At 73.0% G+C, this 20,672-nt stretch carries 17 protein-coding genes and 1 pseudogene; 9 read left to right on the top strand and 9 right to left on the bottom strand.

What is annotated here, in order from left to right; translation table 11 throughout:
• Positions 1 to 11: 11 nt before the first annotated feature.
• Entirely contained in the window at positions 12 to 905 is an 894-nt protein-coding gene (locus F603_RS0102845; RefSeq protein WP_019544501.1) for an acyl-CoA thioesterase, read from the top strand.
• Between the two features lie 284 nt (positions 906 to 1,189).
• On the opposite strand, the gene F603_RS0102840 is transcribed toward F603_RS0102845, so the two are convergent.
• Positions 1,190 to 1,579, bottom strand: a complete 390-nt coding sequence (locus F603_RS0102840) for a roadblock/LC7 domain-containing protein (RefSeq protein WP_016905718.1) — start codon at positions 1,577 to 1,579, stop codon at positions 1,190 to 1,192.
• A 169-nt stretch (positions 1,580 to 1,748) separates the two neighbouring features.
• Between F603_RS0102840 and F603_RS31465 the strand changes: the two are divergent.
• A pseudogene (locus tag F603_RS31465) lies at positions 1,749 to 2,353 on the top strand (class I SAM-dependent methyltransferase).
• Between the two features lie 10 nt (positions 2,354 to 2,363).
• Here the strand turns inward: F603_RS31465 and F603_RS0102825 are convergent.
• A complete protein-coding gene (locus F603_RS0102825) occupies positions 2,364 to 2,885 on the bottom strand; it encodes a GNAT family N-acetyltransferase (RefSeq protein ID WP_019544498.1) in 522 nt (173 codons plus the stop codon).
• A gap of 252 nt (positions 2,886 to 3,137) precedes the next feature.
• On the opposite strand from F603_RS0102825, the gene F603_RS0102820 reads away from it, so the two are divergent.
• Positions 3,138 to 3,905 carry a hypothetical protein gene (locus tag F603_RS0102820; RefSeq protein WP_019544497.1) on the top strand — a complete coding sequence of 256 codons (768 nt, stop codon included), beginning with the start codon at positions 3,138 to 3,140 and terminating at the stop codon, positions 3,903 to 3,905.
• Here the strand turns inward: F603_RS0102820 and F603_RS0102815 are convergent.
• Positions 3,902 to 4,246: a hypothetical protein gene (locus F603_RS0102815; RefSeq protein WP_019544496.1), complete on the bottom strand. Its 345-nt coding sequence runs from the start codon at positions 4,244 to 4,246 to the stop codon at positions 3,902 to 3,904. The genes F603_RS0102820 and F603_RS0102815 overlap by 4 nt on opposite strands.
• A gap of 2 nt (positions 4,247 to 4,248) precedes the next feature.
• Positions 4,249 to 4,431, bottom strand: coding sequence for a hypothetical protein (locus F603_RS0102810; protein ID WP_016905713.1), 183 nt, complete (start codon positions 4,429 to 4,431; stop codon positions 4,249 to 4,251).
• A gap of 156 nt (positions 4,432 to 4,587) precedes the next feature.
• On the opposite strand from F603_RS0102810, the gene F603_RS0102805 reads away from it, so the two are divergent.
• Together F603_RS0102805 and F603_RS0102800 are read left to right on the top strand one after the other, a co-directional pair.
• Entirely contained in the window at positions 4,588 to 7,467 is a 2,880-nt protein-coding gene (locus F603_RS0102805) for a DEAD/DEAH box helicase (protein WP_019544495.1), read from the top strand.
• Positions 7,464 to 8,783, top strand: coding sequence for an SWIM zinc finger family protein (locus tag F603_RS0102800; protein WP_019544494.1), 1,320 nt, complete (start codon positions 7,464 to 7,466; stop codon positions 8,781 to 8,783). Before F603_RS0102805 ends, F603_RS0102800 begins: the two co-directional genes overlap by 4 nt.
• Before the next feature lie 115 nt (positions 8,784 to 8,898).
• Here F603_RS0102800 and F603_RS0102795 read toward each other — a convergent pair whose 3' ends face one another.
• Both F603_RS0102795 and F603_RS0102790 read right to left on the bottom strand, forming a co-directional pair.
• The gene (locus tag F603_RS0102795) at positions 8,899 to 9,699 is read right to left on the bottom strand and encodes an SGNH/GDSL hydrolase family protein (RefSeq protein WP_019544493.1); all 801 of its coding nucleotides are present in this window, start codon (positions 9,697 to 9,699) and stop codon (positions 8,899 to 8,901) included.
• 353 nt (positions 9,700 to 10,052) lie between these two features.
• Positions 10,053 to 10,646, bottom strand: a complete 594-nt coding sequence (locus F603_RS0102790; RefSeq protein WP_016905709.1) for a hypothetical protein — start codon at positions 10,644 to 10,646, stop codon at positions 10,053 to 10,055.
• Positions 10,647 to 11,169: 523 nt separating this feature from the next.
• Here F603_RS0102790 and F603_RS0102785 point away from each other — a divergent pair.
• Positions 11,170 to 12,054: a YceI family protein gene (locus tag F603_RS0102785; protein ID WP_019544492.1), complete on the top strand. Its 885-nt coding sequence runs from the start codon at positions 11,170 to 11,172 to the stop codon at positions 12,052 to 12,054.
• Positions 12,055 to 12,173: 119 nt separating this feature from the next.
• A complete protein-coding gene (locus tag F603_RS0102780) occupies positions 12,174 to 13,223 on the top strand; it encodes a sigma-70 family RNA polymerase sigma factor (RefSeq protein ID WP_019544491.1) in 1,050 nt (349 codons plus the stop codon).
• 80 nt (positions 13,224 to 13,303) lie between these two features.
• Here F603_RS0102780 and xylA read toward each other — a convergent pair whose 3' ends face one another.
• Entirely contained in the window at positions 13,304 to 14,470 is a 1,167-nt protein-coding gene (xylA, locus tag F603_RS0102775) for a xylose isomerase (RefSeq protein ID WP_019544490.1), read from the bottom strand.
• Between the two features lie 195 nt (positions 14,471 to 14,665).
• Between xylA and xylB the strand changes: the two genes are divergently transcribed.
• Both xylB and F603_RS0102765 read left to right on the top strand, forming a co-directional pair.
• Positions 14,666 to 16,111 (top strand): xylulokinase, encoded by a 1,446-nt coding sequence (gene xylB, locus F603_RS0102770; protein ID WP_019544489.1) that lies wholly within the window; start codon positions 14,666 to 14,668, stop codon positions 16,109 to 16,111.
• Positions 16,108 to 17,346 carry an ROK family transcriptional regulator gene (locus F603_RS0102765; RefSeq protein ID WP_019544488.1) on the top strand — a complete coding sequence of 413 codons (1,239 nt, stop codon included), beginning with the start codon at positions 16,108 to 16,110 and terminating at the stop codon, positions 17,344 to 17,346. Before xylB ends, F603_RS0102765 begins: the two co-directional genes overlap by 4 nt.
• 48 nt (positions 17,347 to 17,394) lie before the next feature.
• Here the strand turns inward: F603_RS0102765 and F603_RS0102760 are convergent, their stop codons facing one another.
• Both F603_RS0102760 and F603_RS0102755 read right to left on the bottom strand, forming a co-directional pair.
• Positions 17,395 to 18,075: an O-methyltransferase gene (locus F603_RS0102760; protein WP_019544487.1), complete on the bottom strand. Its 681-nt coding sequence runs from the start codon at positions 18,073 to 18,075 to the stop codon at positions 17,395 to 17,397.
• A gap of 111 nt (positions 18,076 to 18,186) precedes the next feature.
• Positions 18,187 to 20,631: a phosphoketolase family protein gene (locus F603_RS0102755; protein ID WP_019544486.1), complete on the bottom strand. Its 2,445-nt coding sequence runs from the start codon at positions 20,629 to 20,631 to the stop codon at positions 18,187 to 18,189.
• Positions 20,632 to 20,672 lie beyond the last annotated feature (41 nt).

The following is a 20,672-nucleotide window of genomic DNA, read 5'->3' as shown; positions in this document are numbered from 1 at the left end:
GAGCCGAGGCCGTGACCGACCAGAGCCCGGCCGAGCACCTCGTCGACCTGCTCGACCTGGAGCGCATCGACCTCGACCTCTTCCGCGGACGCAGCCCGCACGAATCCCTCCAACGGGTCTTCGGCGGACAGGTGGCGGGCCAGGCGCTGGTGGCCGCCGGACGCACGACGGAGCCCGAGCGCCCTGTCCACTCGCTCCACGCGTACTTCCTGCGCCCCGGCCGCCCCGGGGTGCCGATCGTGTACCAGGTGGAGCGCGTCAGGGACGGGCGCTCCTTCACCACGCGCCGGGTGGTAGCCGTGCAGGAGGGGCGGACCATCTTCAACCTCACCGCTTCCTTCCATCGGCCGGAGCCGAGCTTCGAGCACCAGATGCCGATGCCGGACGTCCCGCCCCCGGAGGAGCTGCCGCGGCTCGTCGACGAGATCAAGGGGCGCATCGGCAGCCTCCCCGAGCGGCTGGAGCGCATGGCCCGCAGGCAGGCGTTCGACATCCGCTACGTGGAGCGACTGCGTTGGAGCGAGGACGAGTTGGCGGGCGCGGAGCCGCGCAGCGCGGTGTGGATGCGAGCGATCGGCTCGCTGGGGGACGACCCGCTCGTACACACCTGCGCGGTCACCTACGCCAGCGATATGACGCTGCTGGACGCGGTACGCATCCCCGTCGAACCGCTCTGGGGAGAACGCAAACTCGATCTCGCCTCACTCGACCACGCGATGTGGTTCCACCGGCGGTTCAGGGCGGACGACTGGTTCCTGTACCAGCAGGAGTCACCCATCGCCACCGGCGCGAGGGGCCTGGCGCGCGGCCAGATCTTCACGCGGGAGGGCGGGCTCGCCGTCTCCGTCACCCAGGAGGGGCTCTTCCGCCCGCTCCGGGAGACCGGTGACGGCTCGCAGGGCTGAGTCCGCACGCCTGCGGCGTCTACCTGTTCCACCTTCCGCCGGGCACCCACCGGCCCCTGTTGCCGTGTCCGCTGCCGCGCCATGCCGAACCCCCGTTCCGCGCCGTCCCCTTCGGACGACGGCAGCGCCAAAGGTAGCCCGGAGCGAGGCATCGCGCTCGACCCTGTGGACAACTCTCGTCCGGTCACGGACAACAGGAGGGAACGTCCTGCTCAGCGCCTCCGAGGCGCCCAGCGTGCACACCGGTAGCGCTCGGACGCGGACGCCCGGACACGACCCGCGCGTCACTCCTGGCGCGCGCCCACACCGAGGTGCTCACCCACGCGGTTGACGAGGAGGGTCATCTCGTACGCCACGTGCCCGAGATCGGCACCCGGCCCCGTGAGCACGCAGAGGCAACTGCCCTCGCCGGCCGAGGTGACGAAGAGGACGCCCTCCTCGAACTCGATCATCGTCTGGCGCACCCTGCCGGCCTCGAAGTGCCGGCCCGACCCCTTGGCGAGGCTGTGCAGGCCGGAGGAGACGGCGGCGAGGTGCTCGGCGTCCTGCCGTTCCAAGGTCTGGCTGCTGCCTGTCACCAGCCCGTCGTTGGAGAGCACCAGCACATGGCGTACCGAGGAGACCCGCTGCGTCAGATCGTCGAGCAGCCAGTCGAGTCCCGTGTTCAGCGCCATCCCCGAGGCCCCCTTCTCCGCGGCAACTGACGAGCCACCCTTACCCACGAGCGCACTGTGGGCAACCATCGGAGTGCTAGGAGTTCGCTTACTGTCCGCACGGACTTGGACACGGACATATACCAACCGCCCCTGGCGCACACCGAGTTCGTCCGGGAAGATAACGATCATGACGCAGCGCACACGTCCCGACCGGGAGTCGGTCCGCACGTTCTTCGCCGCACGCGCCGCACGCTGGGAGGCGAGGTTTCCCGACGACGGCCCGGCCTATGCCGCAGCCGTAGCCGAACTCGCCCTCACCACCGGCGACTCGACACTCGACGCCGGCTGCGGAACCGGCAGGGCACTGCCGCTGCTGCGCGCCGCCGTCGGTCCCGAGGGCACCGTCGTCGGCGTCGACCTGACGCCCGAGATGCTCACCGTCGCCTCCGACCGCGCCGCACACGGCGCACTGGTGGAGGCCGACGTCTCCCGACTCCCCTCCGCGACGGGACGTTCGACGCCGTCCTCGCGGCCGGGCTCCTCTCGCACCTGCACGCGCCCGAGGACGATCTGCGCGAACTCGCCCGCGTCGCACGCCCGGGAGCGAGGCTCGCCCTCTTCCACCCGGTGGGCCGCGCCGCACTCGCCGCCCGCAAGGGCCACCGGCTCGACGGCGACGACCTCCGCGCCGAGCACCGCCTGCGCCCCCTGCTCGCGGCCGCCGGCTGGCGCCTGCGCTCGTACACGGACGAGGACGACCGCTACCTCGCGCTCGCCGTCCGGGACGGGTGAGCGCACCGCGTCACGCGGCGTCGGCGGCTCCCGGCCCTGCCGCTCCCTCGGCGAAGACGATCCGGAAGTAGCGCACCGTTTCGTCGGCGCCCACGTCGCTCATCCCGGCGCGGAGCATCACGTGCTGCGACGCCACGTTCGCCAGGTCGGCGTCGCCCTCCACGGCCGTCGCGCCGCACCTTTGCGCGAGCGCGATGAGCGCCCGCAGTGCCTCCGTCGCGTAACCGTTGCCGCGGACGGCGGAGACGAGCCCGTAACCGATGGTGACGCGCCCCTGCGCGTCGGGCGGCCGGTGGAAGCCGGCGCCTCCGACGGCCCGCCCGTCCGCGCGCAGGCGGACTTCGTAGGTGCCGAACGGGGCCCAGCGCTCCGGGGGTTCGACATCGAGCAGAAGGCGGCGGGCGGCGATGACGTCCCCCGTCGTGGGGTACTCGGGGTGCCAGAGGGCGGAGGGGACCCCGGCCAATAGCTGCTCCGCCTCGGTGCGGCTGAGGGGATGGAGCTGCAGGCGGTCGGTGAAGAGGTCTTCCATGGCGCAGGCTTAGCACGTCGAGCCGAGCCCGTCACCTGGTTTCCCGACGCGCTGCCCCCGGCGCCGTTACCGGGAGTTCCCGCACTTGGGGCGGGGTCCTCGTGACGCCGGCAGGCTGTCGGCCCAACCGCCTTGCCGCTAAGGTGCCTTGGCGGACGGGCCGCTGCGTGGGGCACGTTCCGTTGATCGACGGCGTGCGGCGGCAGGACGCCGCGGCGCACCGTCCTGAGCCTCGTGCGGAAAGGGAGTGCGGTGGAAGCGACCGAGGAGGAACCCCTCTACGTACTCACTGCGCTGATGCTCACCCCCGCGCAGTTCCCGAGCGTCCTCGGCGACGACTACCCGGCCGCCTGCGGACGCCTGGGGCTCGAACCGTACGCGGAGGGCTACGGCCTCATCCTCGCCCAGGACGGCGACGGAGCGCGCTGGACGGTGGCGACCGAGGACGTGACGGACGTCGCCTGCGCCGTCGCGGCCTGGGACTGCGGCATGGAGTACGACCTCTCACCGCGCGAGGAGGTCGTCACCGCCGTGCTGCCGGGCTGGCCGCTCGACGTCGCCGTCGCGGCCCCCGGCATGCCGGCTCCGCACGACCCCGAGGACGCCGAGGAAGCGCTCGCTCCGCCGGACACCGACACCTGGGGCGCGCCCCAACGCCGGCTGGGCGCCGACGAGATAGCGCTCCGCTGGGCGGAGTGGCGCGAGGAGGTGGAAGACAGCGTGGAGTTCGCCGCCGAGGGCGACGGCCCCGGGGGGCGGCTCGGGGAAGTGCTGGGCGAGGCGCGCGGCTACCTGGAGGCGCCGCCCCCACCCGGTCGCGTCCGCTCGGCGTTCGCCTCCGGCGAGGCACGCACCCTGCGCGCCGACGGCCCGGGCTGGAGCATGGTCGCACGCACCGACGACATCGCGTTCGTCCTCCTCGACGAGGAGCCGGGCGAGGTCCTACCCGTCGGCCGCGGGACGGCCCTGCCCGAGCTGCTCGCCGGCCTGGACGGCCTGGCGCTGCGTCCCGCCCTCTAGGCCGTGGGCGAGAGCCGCTCCTCCTCCGGTCCGGCCGCAGCCGCGCTCTTGATCTGCCGGTAACCCTGCGCGAGCGCTCCGAACCAGAGAAGAGCGACGACCGTCGCCGCGGCGCCGAGGCCCCGCATCCACCACGCCATCTGCCCCTCGGGGTCGAGGAGCGCGAGCACACCGCCGAGGAGGACGGCGAGCCCGAGCATGAGGCGCCAAGGCGTCCAGTCCGCCCACTTGTTGCGGCCGTTGTCGAGAGCGTCCACGGGGAGCGCGGCGTGCGCCAGGCGCACGACGCGCGGCAGGTTCCTGAGCCGCTTACCGGTTGCTTCGCCCTGCTCGCTCCGCACGCCTACCTGCCGAGTTCCTTACGGCTCACTCGCCGCAGCCGCTTGCGCTGCGAGGGATCGAGCGCGAGGTAGGCGACGGCGGGAACGCCGACGATCACCAGCAGCGCGATCCAGAACGAGGTGAGCCACCACAGCAGGAGCCCGACGGCGACGCCGCCGAGGGCGATCTTGCCTCGGTTGGTCATCTTTCTCCCTCCTCAGGGGGCGCACTTCCCCCTGCTCCATTGAACGCGATCCGCCCCCGAAGCGTTCCCTCGAGAAGCGTTGGGCTTCGACTCGTCGATGGGGTACGGTCAGCCGCCCACGCCAGGCTAGTCAAACTTGAGGAGTGGACTACGACAGTGGACCAGCCACCGGCCGCGCCGCACGCCCCTGCTCCTGCCCCTGCTTCCGGACTCCTCGGCTCCTCGCGCCTGCTCGACGCCGCCGCCGTCGTGGTCCCCGCGCCGGAGGGAGACCCTCCGCGCACTGCGCGCATGGCCTTCTGGCACCCCGGCGGCGATCCGGTGGGCCCCGACGCCGCTCCCCTTGCTGTCGCCCTCCCCGACGAGCACGGCACCGTACGCACCACCGCGGTCCCGGCGCTGCTCCTCCCCCTCGACCGCGCGCTTCCCGTCCTCACCCGCGCCCGCGCCGCCGGCGGCACCGCCGGCGCCGGCTTCTGGGGAGCGGCCGCGCTCGTCGCGCTCGAACTCGCCGCGCAGGGAAGGCTGCTGCCGCACGTCGACGCCGCCGGACGGGACGTCTGGCGCTTCGCGCCGCTCCCCACCGCGCGCCTCGACGAACTCACCGCGCTGATGCCGCCGACCGCGCACGCACTCCCCCTTCCCGGCAGCGACCCGCTGCGCGTCACCTCGCCCGAGGAGGCGCTCCGCACCTTCCTCGGCGCCGTCGCCGACACCCTCCCCCGCACCCCGGCCGCCCGGCTCGCCGCCGGCGACCCCGCGTTCACGGCACCCGAGCCACAGCACGTACCGCACCTGCGCGGCTGGGCCGAGTCGGTCGCCGCCGGGCGGGAAGGCGGCGTCGACGTCGTCCTCCGACTGGAAGCGGAGGGACTCGACGACGCCGCGGCCGCGCCACGCCTCCGGTGCACGGTGCGGCTGTGCAGCAGGACGGAACCCGGCGTGGAGGCGGACGCCCCGTCGGTGTGGAAGGGCGACGCCTCGCCCGGCGCGTTCGGACCGGGGACCCGCGAGACGGTGCTGCTGTCGCTGCGTCGGGCCGCGAGGGCCTGGGACGCACTCGGACCGCTCCTGCGAGAGGCTGTCCCGGACTTCGTCGAGCTCGGCGAGGACGAGCTCGTGCAGCTCCTCGACCCGGCGACCGCGCGCGGGCTCGCGGCGGCCGGAGTGCGCGTGGAGTGGCCACGGGAGCTGCCGCACTCGCTGGAGGTGAGCGCCGTCGTCGGCCGCGCGGAAGCGGAGGGTGCGGGCGGTGGCAGCCCGGGAAGCGGGCTGCTGTCGGCCGAGGCGCTGCTCTCCTTCGGGTGGCGGTTCGCCGTGGGCGGGCGGGAGTTGAGCCGAAGCGAGCTGGATCGGCTCGCCGAGGCCGACCGTCCGCTGGTGCGGCTGCGGGACACCTGGGTGCTCGTCGATCCGCAGCGGGCGGAGGAGGCGAGGCGCCGCACGGAGCGCGGCTCCCGTTCCTTCACCCCACCGCAGGCGCTCGGCGCACTGCTCAGCGGCACGGCGGAGGTCGGAGGCGAGGAGTACGCCGTCGAGGCCGCAGGTCCGCTGGAGCGACTGCGGCGCCTGCTCGCCGACCCGGAGCACGGCGACGGCGAAGGCCCTCCCCCTCCCCCGCCCGCACTCGCCGCCACCTTGCGCGACTACCAACTCCGCGGCTACGGCTGGCTTTCCAGGATGACGGGACTCGGTCTCGGCTGCTGCCTCGCCGACGACATGGGGCTCGGCAAGACGATCCAGCTCGTCGCCCTCCACCTGCACCGGCAGCAGGACCCCGCGACCAGCGGCCCCACCCTCGTGGTCTGCCCGGCCTCGCTCCTGGCCAACTGGCAGCGGGAGATCGCCCGTTTCGCCCCCGGTGCACCGGTCCGCCGCCACCACGGCGCCTCGCGGGCGCTCGAGGACGCCGCAGGCTTCGTCCTCACCACCTACGGCACGCTCCTGCGGGACGCCGAGCAACTCGCGGGCGTCGACTGGGGCCTGGTCGTCGCCGACGAGGCGCAGCACATCAAAAACCCGTCCTCCGCCACCGCGAAGGCGATCCGCACCCTCCCCGCACAGGCGCGGGTGGCGCTGACGGGGACACCGGTGGAGAACAACCTCACCGAGCTGTGGGCCATCCTCGACTGGGCCTGCCCCTCGGTACTGGGCCGCCTGGGGACCTTCAGGCGCCGCTTCGCCGACGCCGTGGAGGCGGGCGGCGATCCGGCCGCGGCCGAGCGGTTGGGCCGCCTCGTCGGCCCGTTCCTCCTGCGCCGGCGCAAGACCGACCCGGGGATCGCGCCCGAGCTTCCACCGAAGACGGAGACCGACCGAACCGTCGCGCTCACCGACGAACAGGCGGGCCTCTACGAGGCGGTGGTCCGCGAAGGGCTGGCGCAGGTGGCGGACTCCGGCGGGCTCGCGCGGCGCGGCCACGTCGTCGGGCTGCTGACGTCGCTCAAGCAGGTCTGCAACCATCCGGCGCAGTACCTCAAGCAGGACGACGCCGAACTCGCAGGCCGCTCGGGGAAGCTGGAGCTCCTCGACGAACTCCTCGACACCCTGATCGCCGAAGGGGCGGGCGTCCTCGTCTTCACGCAGTACGTGCAGATGGCGCGGCTCCTCGAACGCCACCTGCACCGGCGGGGCGTACCCAACCGCCTGCTGCACGGCGGTACTTCGGTGCAGCACAGGGAGGAGATGGTGCGCTCGTTCCAGGACGGCGCCTTCCCCGTCTTCCTCCTCTCGCTGAAGGCGGCGGGCACGGGTCTGAACCTGACGCGGGCCGGCCACGTCGTCCATTACGACCGGTGGTGGAACCCCGCCGTCGAGGAGCAGGCGACCGACCGGGCACACCGCATCGGCCAACACCGCACGGTCCAGGTGCACCGGCTCATCGCCGAGGGCACCGTGGAGGACCGCATCGACCGGCTGCTGCGCCGCAAACGCGCGCTCGCGGAGGCCGTGCTCGGCGGAGGCGCCTCGGCCCTCACCGAACTCACCGACGCGGAACTCGCCGAGCTGGTCGCCTTGAGGCAGGAGGAGCGATGACGCACGCAGCATCCGGACGGGGAGACGAAAGCCCCGCAGCAGGGGACGAGTTCGCCGATGCGCCGGAAGGCACCGAGGAGGAGCGCGAGTCCGTCTTCGCCCCGCTGCCGCCGGCGCGTGGTCGCGGGTTCGCCACCACGTGGTGGGGGCTGCGCTGGCTGAAGGCGCTGGAGCAGACGGCGCTCGACACGGAACAGCTCAAGCGAGGCAAGCGGGTCGCCAGGGCCGGCGCGGTGGGGGCGGTCTCGATCCGCTCGGGACGGATCACCGCGGTGGTGCACGGCACCGATCGCTCGGCCCACCGCGCCGACGTCCTGCTGCGCGAGCTCGACACGGCCGAGTGGGACCGGCTCTGCGACGTCCTCACCGCCGAAGGCGGCCACCTCGCCGCACTCCTCGACGGCGAGATGCCGCCCCGCCTCGTGGAGGACGCGGAGAGCGCCGGCGTCGAACTCCTCCCGGGGGTGGGCGATCTCGAGCCGGAGTGCGCCTGCGGCGCCTGGGACCACTGCGCGCACACGGCTGCGCTCAGCTATCAGACGGCGAGGCTCCTCGACCAGGACCCCTTCGCGCTGCTCCTGCTCCGCGGCCGCAGCAGGCGCACGCTCCTGGAGGAACTCCACCGCCGCGCCGCAGCCGCCCCCTCCCCCGCTGCCGCGCCCCAAGGCGTCCCTGCACAGGAGGTGTTCGCGCTCGGCGCTGTGGTGCCGCCGCTCCCCGCTCCGCCTGCGCTCCCCGACGCTCCCGGTGAGGTGCCGCTCCTGGAGGGGGCGCCGGCGCACGAGCTCGACACGGAGGCGCTCGCGGACGTGCTCAACGCGGCGGCGAGGCGTGCACACCAGGCGCTCGCCGCGGCCCTTGCGCCGGGCCACGCCTCGGAGCCCCTCCCGGCCGACCCCACGGCCGACGTCGATGCGGTACGGCTCGCGGCCGCGTGCACGCGCCCGGAGGTCACCCGGCGCCTCGCGGCCGGCAGCGGTCGCACCGCGCGAGAGCTGGCGGCGGCGGTGGCGGCGTGGCGGTCGGGGGGCGCCGCCGGACTCGCCGTACTGGAGCGGCCCTGGCGACCGGACGCCGAGCAACTCGCCTCCGTGCGAGCCCGGTTGGAAGCGGAGGCGACGCCCGAACCCGAATCGGTCGAGGAGAACCGCTGGACATGGACGTCGGTGCAACTGCGGCTCGCGCCGGACGGGCGCTGGTGGCCCTACCGCCGGGCAGACGGGGGCTGGTGGCCCGCGGGGGGACCGGAGCACGAGTGCGCGTCGGCGTACGCGGTCGCCGCCGCGGAGGCGGAGGACGCGGCACGGCTCGGCTGACAGCGGGCTGTCGAACGCAGGGACGCCGCGGGCGCGTTGTGCAACCCACGGCGTCCCGCGTCCCCGTGACCGGCTCCGGTCGCCCCGTGCGCCGATCGGAACCGGAGCGCGCCCGTCAGGCGTGCGCCTCCAGCGCGGGGAGGTAGCCCCCGGACTGGCCGGCGGCCGTCGGGTGGTACGAGTCACCGATCGGCACGGCGACGCTGTGCAGCCACTCGTCTCCCGAACAGATCTCGTGGCCGGTGAAGTTGGGACGCACGTCGCCGTACTGGAAGCCGTGCGCCCCGGCGCGGCCGGAGACGACGTCGCTGAGGTCGTCCGAGGCGTCGTTGACGGCGGCGCGGGACTTCTCACTGATGCCGACGGCGCAGTCCCCGTCGAGCTGGTACATCCGCGGGTAGCCGAGGACGACGACGTCCGCCGAGGGCGCCTTGCTGCTGATGGCGTCGTAGACGGCGTCGAGCTTTTCGGGCAGCGTGCCGTTGATGTAGTCCCTCGCCTCCTGGAGGCGTTCGATGCAGGCGCTCTCGCCGGAGGTCACGCAGGTGGTCATGGCGTCGGCGAAGCCGGCGTCGTTGCCGCCGATGCTGATCGTGACGAGCCCGGTGGAGTCGTCGAGCGGGCCCAGTTGGTCGTTGATGACGTCCGTCGTCACCGCCCCCGAGCAGGCGGTGAAGTCGAACGAGGAGGGCGAGTTGGCCGCGTTCCACAACTGCGGGTAGGCGTTGGCGCTGCGCTTGCAGTCGCCGCTCCCCGAGTCGTAGTCGCCGGCGCCGACCCCTGAGGAGTAGGAGTCGCCGAGGGCGACGTAGCCGGTCGCCGCGGACTGCGCCTGGGCCGAGGCCGCTCCCGCGAGGGAGAGGCCGAGGAGGGCGGCCACCGTGGAGAGGGTGGCGGCCAGTCTGCAGCACTTCATGGGACCTCCGGTGGGGGGTTGGAGGAGGCGGTCTGGTGCCGTGCAGCGCCGACGAAGCGAAGACATGTTCATGCCAATCCGGGGCCGCACGCCGCCGTTGCTGACCCGGCGAGCGCGACGGACCCGACGAACCCGCAGTGCAGTGCCGCCCGTTGGGACGGCGCCCGCGACGGATCACCTCGGAGCGCCTAGCGGGATCGATCCCACGTTTCCAAGATTTCTACACGTGTAGCGTCGGGAGAAAACACCCATGAATGAGCGTCAAAAAAGCCGCGGCACGGGAGGTTTCCCGTGCCGCGGGTACGAATCCCTCTGTCTCGCCGGGGCATCGACGGCTCGGGCCGTCAACGCCCCTAGCGGAGCGGCTCCTTCAGCTTCTTGCCCTCGGCGGCGGTGAGGCTGCACGTGACGTAGTTGATCCCGGAGTCGACGCCGGCCGCCTTCGGGTAGCTCACGAGGGTGCGGCTCACCTTCCCCGGGTCCTGCTTGTTGCCCTTGTCGCGCAGTGGCTTCTCACAGAGCGAGGACGCCTTCTTGCGCACCTCGGAGTCGGTGTCGTAATTCCCTTCGATCTTCACGCGCTTGACGACCTCGCCGTAGTGCGACTCGTCGCACTCGCGCATCAGGACCTTGCCGCCGGTGTCGTCGTCGGGGAGGTCAAAGCAGTCGCCCTCCTGGAGCAGCCACGACGGCAGCGGGACGTTGCTGGGGTCGCTGCTCGGCTCGTCGGACGGCTCGTCCTCGGGGAACTCGGTCGCGGGATCGTCCAACGGGTCGTCGGCCGGGTCGTCCGAGGGAAGCTCCTCGGGCGGGGTGGAGCTCTCCGACACCGTGGGGCTCGGCTTGTCGTCGGCCTTGTCGTCGTCTCCGCCTCCGGAGAGTACGACGACACCTGCGACCACCAGCGCGACGACCACGACAGCCGCCGCCGCGATCGCCGCGACCACCTTGCCCTTGCCGCCCCCTCCGCCGGGCGGCGGGGGCGGCGGCCAGCCGGAGCCGCTCCCGGGTGGTCCGAACCCGCCGGAGCCCGGCGGGCCGAAGCCTCCGCCGGGCGGTCCGGGCGGCGGTGGCCCCGGAGAGCCGTACGCACCCGGTGGCGGGCCCTGCGGACCGGGAGGTCCGGGAGGTGGAGTGGGCGGTGGAGGCGGCATCGTCATGCCACCACTGTGTCATGCGGCCCTCACCACCTGTACGCACACCCTGGGTCAACCCCGGGCGTACGCAAGGCCGTCGGGAAGCCCCGCGCGACGCGGGCTCGGGAGGCACACACCAACTGGTCGGCGCCGCAGGGGAACTCACGGCGTCGCGCACCCAACCTTCCCTGCATCCGGTGCACTTCGCCGCGTGACGAGGAAGTGGCGATTCTGTGACACCCGACGCACACGGGCTGCAAGAGGGCGTGTGTGGTCAGGCCGGACGGACCTCCCGATCGTTCACCTGTGCGGTGCAACTGGCAACATGGGGCGTATGGCACTGCGTTTCCTCCCCACCCGTCGCTCCCGTCGCACCGCACCCCGGGCGCTCGCCACGCTCCCGCACGGCTGCGGTGCGCTGGACCTCTTCGTGCAGGACCCGGTCGGCCTCCCGCTCCCCGGCGCCCGCACCAAGCTGACCGGGTCCGACGGCAGAGAGGCGATGCGCGGGCGGACCGACCCCAACGGCATCTTCACCGCGACGCTGCCACCGGGCTCGTACCAACTCTCCGTAGCGGCGGAAGGGTTCAGACCGCTCCGCACCTCGGTCCGCGTCGAGCAGGACGAGCGAACCACGCTCCCACCCGCCACCATGGACGTCACGCCCGCTCCGCGACTGCCGCAGCCCGGCGAGTGGCGGATCGACCCTGCGCACACCTCTGTGCGCTTCATCGCCCGCCACATCGGGCTCGCCGAGGTGCACGGGCGGTTCAACGCCTTCGAGGGTCGGGTCCTCGTCGGTCCCGACCCGCAGCAGTCGTTCATGGAGGTCGGCATCGAGGCCGCCAGTATCGACACCAACGTCCCCGCGCGCGACAACCACCTGCGCTCGTCGGACTTCCTCGACGCCGCCAATTACCCGTACCTGCACTTCGCCAGCGAGCGGTTCGTGCACCGCGGCGGCGCGCGGTGGACCGTGCAGGGCGTCCTCAACCTCCACGGCGTCAGCCGCAACGTGCAGCTCGACACGCGCTACCTCGGCGTCGGAACCGGCATGGAGGGGGAGTTGCGCACGGCCTGCGCCGCCTCCACCGAGCTGCATCGGGAGGACTTCACGCTCAACTGGCGCAAGATGCTGGAAGCGGGCATCGCCGTCGTCGGCGCCACGATCCGGATCGAGCTGGACGTGCAGTGCGTCCAGGCGGCGGCCGTGCGGTAAACGCAGGCGGCCGAAAGGCCCCGGCGGAGCGGAGGGTTGGCTTCCGCTCCGCCGGACCCGCCCGTTGTCAGTGGTGGGCACCACACTTGTCTCCGACGGTCCGATCGGAAGGCGAAACGATGGCGGAGACGGTGAAGGCAGCGGCGCACGGGACGGCGGCGCGCGAGGAGCTCCTGGAGCAGGCGAGGCCCTTCCGCGGCGAACTCCTCGCGTACTGCTACCGGATGCTCGGTTCGGTCCACGACGCCGAGGACCTCGTCCAGGACACCTACCTCCGTGCATGGCGCGCAGGCGACCGTTTCGAAGGTCGCTCCTCGCTGCGCACCTGGCTCTACCGCATCGCGACCAACGCCTGCCTCACCGCCATAGAACAGCGCGGCAGGCGCCCGATGCCCACGGGCCTCGGCGCCCCCGTCGAGGACCCGGAGCGCCCCGTCGCCGAGTCGGCAGAGGTGCCCTGGCTCGAACCGGCGCCCGACGCCCTCTTCGGGCAGGCGCCCGCGGGCGATCCCGCCTCCGTGGCCGTGGGGCGCGCCAGCATGCGGCTCGCGCTCGTCGCCGCGCTCCAGCACCTTCCGGCGAGGCAGCGCGCCGTGCTGCTCCTCTGCGACGTCCTCAAATGGCGCGCCGGCGAGGTCGCCGAGCTCCTCGCCACCAGCACCGCCGCGGTCAACAGCGCCCTCCAGCGGGCGAGAGCCCAACTCCAGGATGTCGCCCCGGTGGAGGAGGAGCTCTCCGAGCCCACGGACCCGTGCCTGCGCTCACGTCTGGAGCGGTATGCCGCCGCTTTCGAGAAGGCCGACGTCAGGGCGATCGCCGACCTCTTCCAGGAGGAGGTCGTCTGGGAGATGCCGCCGTTCCCCGAGTGGGTGTGCGGGCGGGAGCAGCTCTTCCGGCTCATCGCCGCCCAATGCCCGCTCGGTCCCGACGAGGGCGCGATGGTGCCGACCTCGGCCAACGGCCAGCCGGCCTTCGGCCTCTACCGGCTCCATGCCGACGGTTTCTACCGCCCCTTCCATCTTCAGGTGCTGACCCTCCGTAAGGGGCGAGTGGTACACGTTGCCGCGTTCTTCGACACCCGGCTCTTCTCCAAGTGCGGTCTTCCGGCCGCCCTCGACTCCGCACGCAGCCCGCTCGGCGACGCGCCCCCGCTGCTGGAGGCGCCGTGAGGACGCGGTCCCGGACGGCGCGGGCCACCTCGTCGGCGCGGCCCGTGCCGCCCGGAGCCGGGCGGTCGCCGTGGTGGGGGTCAGACGCCGAGGAGATGGTCCATGGCGAGCTGGTCGAGGCGTTCGAAGGCCATGCCGCGCGCCGCCGCCCGGTCGACGTCGAACTCCTCGTAGGCCGAGCGGTCGGCGAGGAGCGCGGCCGGCGTCTCGCCCTCCGCCAGGGTGGGTTGGGCCAGCTCTTCCAGGCCCGCGGCGTGCAGCGCCTCCCGGACGCGCGCATCGGCGCGGAAGGCCGCAGCGCGCTCCCGCAGGATGAGGTAGTTGCGCATGCACCCGGCGGCGGAGTCCCAGACGCCGTCGTAGTCCTCGGTGCGCGGGGGCTTGAAGTCGAAGTGCCTCGGCCCCTGGTAGCCGCCTCGTTCCAGCAGGTCGACGAGCCAGAAGGCGGACCGCACGTCCCCCGCGCCGAAGCGCAGGTCCTGGTCGTACTTGACGCCTGTCTGCCCGTTGAGGTCGAGGTGGAAGAGTTTGCCGGACCAGAGCGCCTGGGCGATCCCGTGCGGGAAGTTGAGGCCGGCCATCTGCTCGTGGCCCACCTCCGGGTTGACGCCGAAGAGTTCGGGCCGCTCCAGCCGGTCGATGAAGGCGAGGGCGTGGCCCACGGTCGGCAGCAGGATGTCGCCCCGCGGCTCGTTGGGCTTCGGCTCGATCGCGAACCGGAGGTCGTACCCCTGCTCCACGACGTGGTCGGCGAGGAAGTCGAACGCCTCCTTCATGCGGTCGAGCGCGAGACGCACGTCCTTCGCCCCTCCGGACTCGGCGCCCTCCCTGCCGCCCCAGGCGACGTAGGTCTGCGCGCCGAGCTCGGCCGCCAGGTCGATGTTGCGCATCGTCTTGCGGAGCGCGAAGCGGCGCACACCGCGGTCGTTGGAGGTGAATCCGCCGTCCTTGAAGACGGGGTGCCCGAAGAGGTTGGTGGTCGCCATGGGGACGACCATGCCGGTCGCGTCGAGCGCCTGCCTGAATCTCTTGATGCAGCCGTCGCGTTCGGCCTCCGTCGCGCCAAAGGGGATGAGGTCGTCGTCGTGGAAGGTGACGCCCCAGGCCCCGAGGCCGGAGAGCCGCCGTACCGCCTCGGACGGTTCGAGCGGCGTCCTCGTCGCCTCGCCGAAGGGGTCCCGCCCCTGCCATCCCACGGTCCACAGGCCGAAGCTGAACTTGTCCGCCGGCTCTGGCTGGTAGTTCATCGCGTCCTCTCTTGCCGCGGAGCGGCACGGGCTTCCCACTCCGTCGGTGATGCCGTGTCATGAACCCGGTCCGAGCGAGCAGGAGTCCCTACTGGCGTGGCAGGGACCGTAGGTGAACGCTCGCGCCGATTAGTAATACCTTCTAACAAACTAGTATGCGCTCAGCATCTGCAGCCGGGGAAGAGGGAAGAGACCATGACCGCACCGCAGGGGCCGCTCGTCGTGGGGGTCGACAGCTCCACCCAGTCGACCAAGGTGCTCGTCGTCGACGCCGGTACGGGTGATGTCGTCGCCCGTGGCCAGGCGGCGCACACCGTCACAGGAGACCAGCGCAGGGAGAGCGATCCGCAGGAGTGGTGGCAGGCGCTCCGCGAGGCGCTCGCGCAGTGCGGCCCCGCCGCGGCCGAAGCGGCGGCCGTCTCGGTCGCCGGCCAGCAGCACGGGCTCGTCACCCTCGACGCGCAGGGCGCGCCCGTGCGGCCCGCCCTCCTCTGGAACGACGTGCGCTCCGCGCCCCAACGTGACCGCATCGTGGCCGAGTTGGGCGGCCCCGGCGAGTGGGCCGAGCGGATCGGCAGCGTCCCGCTGCCGGCGTACACGGTCACCAAGTGGGCGTGGCTCCGGGAGAATGAGCCGCGCTCCGCGGCCGCCGCTGCCGCCGTCCGCCTCCCGCACGACTTCCTCACCGAGCGACTCACCGGCCGCGCCGTCACCGACCGCGGCGACGCCTCGGGCACCGGCTGGTGGTCCTCGGCGCAGCAGGCCTACGACGAGAAGGTCCTCGAACTCGTCGACCTCGACCCGCAGTTGCTCCCCGAGGTCCTCGCTCCCGGGGAGGCCGCGGGGACGGTCGGCGAGGTGGCGGGGTGGGAGCCGAGCGGCCTGCCCGAGGGCGCCCTCGTGGCCACGGGCACGGGTGACAACATGGCGGCAGCGCTCGGCCTCGGCCTGCGCCCAGGGCGCCCCGTCGTCTCGCTCGGCACCTCGGGCACCGTCTACGCCGTCTCACCGCACCGGCCCACCGACCCGAGCGGCACCGTCTCCGGCTTCGCCGACGCGCGCGCCGACTGGCTCCCGCTCGCCTGCACCCTCAACTGCACGCTCGCCGTGGACAGAGTCGCCGAACTCCTCGGCAGAGACCGCGAGGCGGTCGACCCCGCGGGCGAGACGGTCCTGCTCCCCTTCCTCGACGGCGAGCGCACCCCCGATTTCCCTTACGCCACCGGCCTGTTGACGGGCCTGCGCCACGCCACCTCGGGCGGCCAGCTCCTCCAGGCCGCGTACGACGGCGCGGTCTTCGCCCTCCTCCAGGCGCTCGACCGCGTCCTCGATGCGGGAGGCGCAGCGGACGAGCCGATCCTGCTCATCGGCGGCGGAGCCCGCGGCACCGCCTGGCGCGAGACGGTGCGCAGGCTCTCGGGACGTCCCGTCGTGGTGCCGCAGGCGCAGGAATTGGTCGCGCTCGGTGCCGCGGCCCAGGCGGCGGGCCTTCTCCTCGGCGAGGACGCAGCGTCCGTCGCCCGCCGCTGGCGCACCGACGAGGGCCCTGCGTACGAGCCCGTCCCGGCGGACGAGGAGGCGCTGGCCCGCATCTCCGGCGTCCTGCGGGGCGCCGGCGGCCTGCTCGCCGGGGAGGGGTGAGCTCCGCGCGGCTGCCGTCCGGCCCGTCCGCCGGACGGCAGGCAGGTGCGCGGCGGTCGGCGGCGCCCAACTCGCAGCGTGAGATGCGTCAGCGGAACTTGTCGCGCGTGCTCTACGCCGTCGCCGAAGCCGGGAGGATCTCCCGCGCCTCGGCAGCGACCCGGATCGGCCTCACGCGCGGCGCCGTCTCCACGCTCGTCGAGGAGCTCCTGCGCAGCGGGCTTCTCGACGAGTTGGGCCCAGGGCACTCGAGCGGCGTCGGCAGGCCCGGCAGCGCACTCACCCTGCCCGACCGGGGACCGTGCGGTCTCGGAGCCGAGATCGGCGTCGACCATCTGACCGTCTGCGCCGTCGACCTCCGCGGCGAGACACGCGCACGCGCGGCCGCCGACCTGACGCATCCGCAGCCGGCGTCCGAAGCGGCGGCACGGCTGCGGGTGCTCGTCAGGGAGGTCGCGGACGCGGTGGCGCCGCAGGGGCTGCGTCCCGCCGGGCTGACGGTGGCGGTCCCCGGCACGGTGGAGCGCGGCGGCACGACGGTCGTCCACGCGCCCAACCTCGATTGGCACGGCGTCGACCTCGCGCACCACCTCGGGGACGACCTGCCGCTGACGGTGGAGAACGAGGCCAACCTCGGCGCGCTTGCGGAGCTGTGGATCGGCGAGGGCCGCGCGGCGCACTCGGCGCTGCGGGACTTCGTGCGCGTCTCCGCCGAGGTCGGCGTCGGGGCAGGGCTCGTGCTCGACGGCGAACTGCTGCGCGGCACACGCGGCTTCGCCGGCGAGTTCGGACACGTACCGGTGCGCCCCGAAGGCGCCGAGTGCGCGTGCGGCGGACGCGGTTGCCTGGAGCAGTACGCGGGCGCCGCCGCGGTGCTGCGTACGGCCGACGTCACCGCGACCGAGGGCGGCGAAGCGCGCCGCCTGCTCACGGTGCGGGCCGAGGCGGGCGACACGGCCGCGCTCCACGCGCTCCACGAGGCGGGCACCGCTCTCGGGACGGCGCTCGCCGGCGCGGTGAACCTCCTCGACCCGCGCGCCGTGGTGCTCGGCGGCGCGCTGGCCGACTTCGGCGAGTGGGTTCTTCCCCCTGTCGAGCGGGAGTTGGGACGCCGCACCGCAGCGCGCGGCGCCTCCGTGGAACTGTGTGTCTCGCCGCTCGGCGCCGACGCGGCGCTCCTGGGTGCGGCTCACGCAGAGGTGCGCCGGGTTTTGGACGCACCGCTCTCGCTGTGAGGGCGGGCCGCCGGTTTCCCATCGCTTCGCCCGCCCGGAGCCCCGCGCTCAGCCCGTCACGACCGCCAGCGCGAACCCGTCGTACCCCTTGCCGCCGACGGTCTGCACCGCCGTCGCCGCCAACCTCGGTTCCGCACCGATGAGTTCCAGCGCCTTGCGGCTCCCCACGACCTTCGGGTCCGTCGCGCCCGGGTCGGCGACCGCACCGTCCCGCACGACGTTGTCGACGACGATCACGCTCCCCGGCCGGGAGAGCCGCAGCGCCCACTCCAGGTACACGGGATTGGAGGGCTTGTCCGCGTCGATGAAGAAGAAGTCGAACGGGCCGACGCTCTCCGCCTCCAGCAGCGGCAGCGTCTCCGACGCGGGCCCCGTGCGCACCTCGACCCGGGGAGCGTCCGCGCGGTCCGCGAGGCCGCGCTCCAGGTTGCGGCGCGCGACGTCCGCGTGGTGCGGCTGTGCCTCCAGAGTGACGAGGAGCCCCTCCGGCGGCAGTGCCCGTGCCATCCACAGTGTGCTGTACCCGCCGAGGGTGCCGATCTCCAGCACCTTCGCGGCCCCGTGGATGCGCACCAGCAGCTCCAACAGCCGTCCCTGGCTGGGCGGGACGTCGATCGGCGGCAGGCCGGCCTCCCGGCTCGCCCGCAGGGCGTCCCGTAGGTCCGGCTCTTCGGGCAGTACCTCCCGCTCGATGTACTCGTCGACAGCCTCCCAGCGCTGCTGCGTCATCCGCTCCCTCTCCTCACCGGCGTACGTGCGCTCCCGAGCCGTCGGGCGGCCCCGACCGATGTTACGGCGGGGACGGTGTCCGAACGGGCCCGTCGCGCAAAGGAGTCGGCGTCAGGAGCCGGGGCGCCACTGCCAGTCGGCGACCTCGGGCATGTCCTCCGCGTGTTCCTCGACCCACTCGTGGTGCCGCTGCCGGAAGGCAACCATCCGCTCCCGCAACTCCCCCGCCGCGGCCGACCCCTGCGGCTCCGCACGGTCGAGCACGTCGAGCACGAGGCGGAAGCGGTCCATGTCGTTCCGCACGACCATGTCGAAGGGCGTCGTCGTGGCGCCCGCCTCCTTGTAGCCCCGCACGTGCAGGTCGTCGTGGTACGCGCGTCGATAGGTGAGGCGGTGGATCAGCCACGGGTAGCCGTGGTACGCGAAGACGACGGGACGGTCCCGGGTGAAGACCCCGTCGAACTCCTCGTCGGTGAGGCCGTGCGGATGCTCACCGTGCGGGAGCAGCCGCGCGAGGTCGACGACGTTGACCACACGCACCGCCAGTTCGGGCAGTTCCGCACGCAGGATCGACGCGGCCGCCAGCGCCTCCCGCGTCGGAACGTCCCCGGCGCACGCGAGGACGGCGTCGGGCGCGGAGCCGGGGCGCTCGCTCCCCGCCCACTCCCAGACGCCGAGCCCGCGTCGGCAGTGCTCGCGTGCGGCGGGGAGGTCGAGCCAGTCGGGGCAGTCGTGCTTGGCCGCGACCACCGCATTGACCGTGTCCCGGCTGCGCAGCACGTGCTCGGTGGTGCAGAGCAGGGTGTTGGTGTCGGGCGGCAGGTATGCGCGGACGATGTCGGGGCTCTTGTTGAGGAGGCTGTCGACGTAGCCGGGGTCCTGGTGCGAGAAGCCGTTGTGGTCCTGGCGCCAGACGTGGGAGGTGAGCAGCGTATTGAGCGAGGCGACCGGTTCCCGCCAGGCGACCTGCTCGGACTGGTCGAGCCACTTGACGTACTGCGCCGTCATGCTCCCTACGATGTTGGCGAACGCCTCGTAGCTCGCGAAGAGCCCGTGCCGTCCCGACTGCACGTACCCCTCGAGCCACCCCTGGCACATGTGCTCCGAGAGGACCTCCAGCACCCGGCCGTGGCGGCCGAGGTTGCGGTCGGTGGGGAGCAGGGCCTCCTGCCAGCCGCGGGTGCGCCCCGGTTCCTCGGTGTCGTAGAGGCTCTGCAGGTGGTTGGAGTCGATCTCGTCGGGGCCGAAGATGCGGAAGTTCCGCTGCTCGGCGGTGCGTGTGAGGAGGGCGCCGAGGTAGGCGCCGAGGACGGCGGTCGGCTGGTGGCCCGTGCTCCCCGGCTCCTCGACCGGTACGGCGTGCGCCTCCACTTCGGGAAGCGGCAGCTCGCTGACGAGCCGGCCGCCGTTGGCGTAGGGGGTGGCACCGAGTCGCAGCTCTCCCTCGGGCACCGGCGCGAGCACTTCGGCGCGGGGTCGGCCCGCCGCGTCGAAGAGGTCGTCGGGCCGGTAGGAACGCAGCCACTCCTCCAACTGCCGCAACTGTCGCGGGTCCTCGTGGACGCCAGGGAGCGGGATCTGGTGGGCACGCCAGGTGCCCTCGACGGGTTCGCCGTCCAGTTCCTTCGGACCCGTCCAGCCCTTGGGCGTGCGGAGGACGAGCACGGGGGTACGCAGCCGGGACGGTCGGGCAGTGCCGCTGCGGTCCGCGCTGCGCCTGCGTACGTCGTCGAGGAGCGCCACCGCGGTGTCGAGCGCGTGGGCCAACTCGACGTGCACGCGCAGGGGATCGCTGTCGGCTTCGGCGGTGACGTGGAGCGGTTCGTGGCCGAGGCCCCTGAGGTAGTCGTCGAGGTCCTGCTTCCCGGTACGCGCGGGGAGCGTGGGGTTGGCGATCTTGTAGCCGTTGAGGTGGAGGACGGGGAGGACGGCGCCGTCGTGGACGGGGTCGAGGAAGGCGTTGCTGCGCCAGGAGGCGGCGAGCGGTCCCGTCTCCGACTCGCCGTCGCCGATCACGGCGCAGGCGAGCACCTGCGGATTGTCGAACGCGACACCGTAGGCGTGGAGCAGGCTGTAACCGAGTTCGCCGCCCTCCTGGATCGACCCGGGGACCTCGGGAGAGGTGTGGCTCGCGACGCCGCCGGGCGTCGAGAACCTGCGGAAGAGGGCGCGCATGCCCTCCTCGTCCCGCCGGTACTGCGGCTCCAACTCACCGTAGGTGCCCTCCAGCCAGGCCCCGGCGCGCACCGCCGGCGCTCCATGCCCGGGGCCCCAGACGCTGACCGTCGGCCGGCCGCTGCGTTGGATCAGGCGGTCGAGGTGGGTGTAGAGGAGGTTCAGGCCGGGACAGGTGCCCCAGTGGCCCAGCAACTGCGGCTTGAGGTGGTCGGTGGTGAGGGGCTCGCGGAGGAGGACGTTGTCGCGGAGGTAGATCTGGCCCGCTGAGAGGTAGTTGGCGGCGCGCCAGTGCGCGTCGAGGGCGGCGGCCTCGACGCCGTCGATCTGCTGCGGTTCTCGGGGAGGTGTCGACTCGGTCTCTGCTCGATGGCCGTGCATGGTGCCCAGGGATACCAGGTCGAGCGGACGTTGACACGCGT

The organism is Streptomyces sulphureus DSM 40104, from assembly GCF_000381025.1.
Taxonomy (GTDB): Bacteria; Actinomycetota; Actinomycetes; order Streptomycetales; family Streptomycetaceae; genus Streptomyces; species Streptomyces sulphureus.
This window is presented reverse-complemented; position numbering and strand designations above follow the sequence as displayed.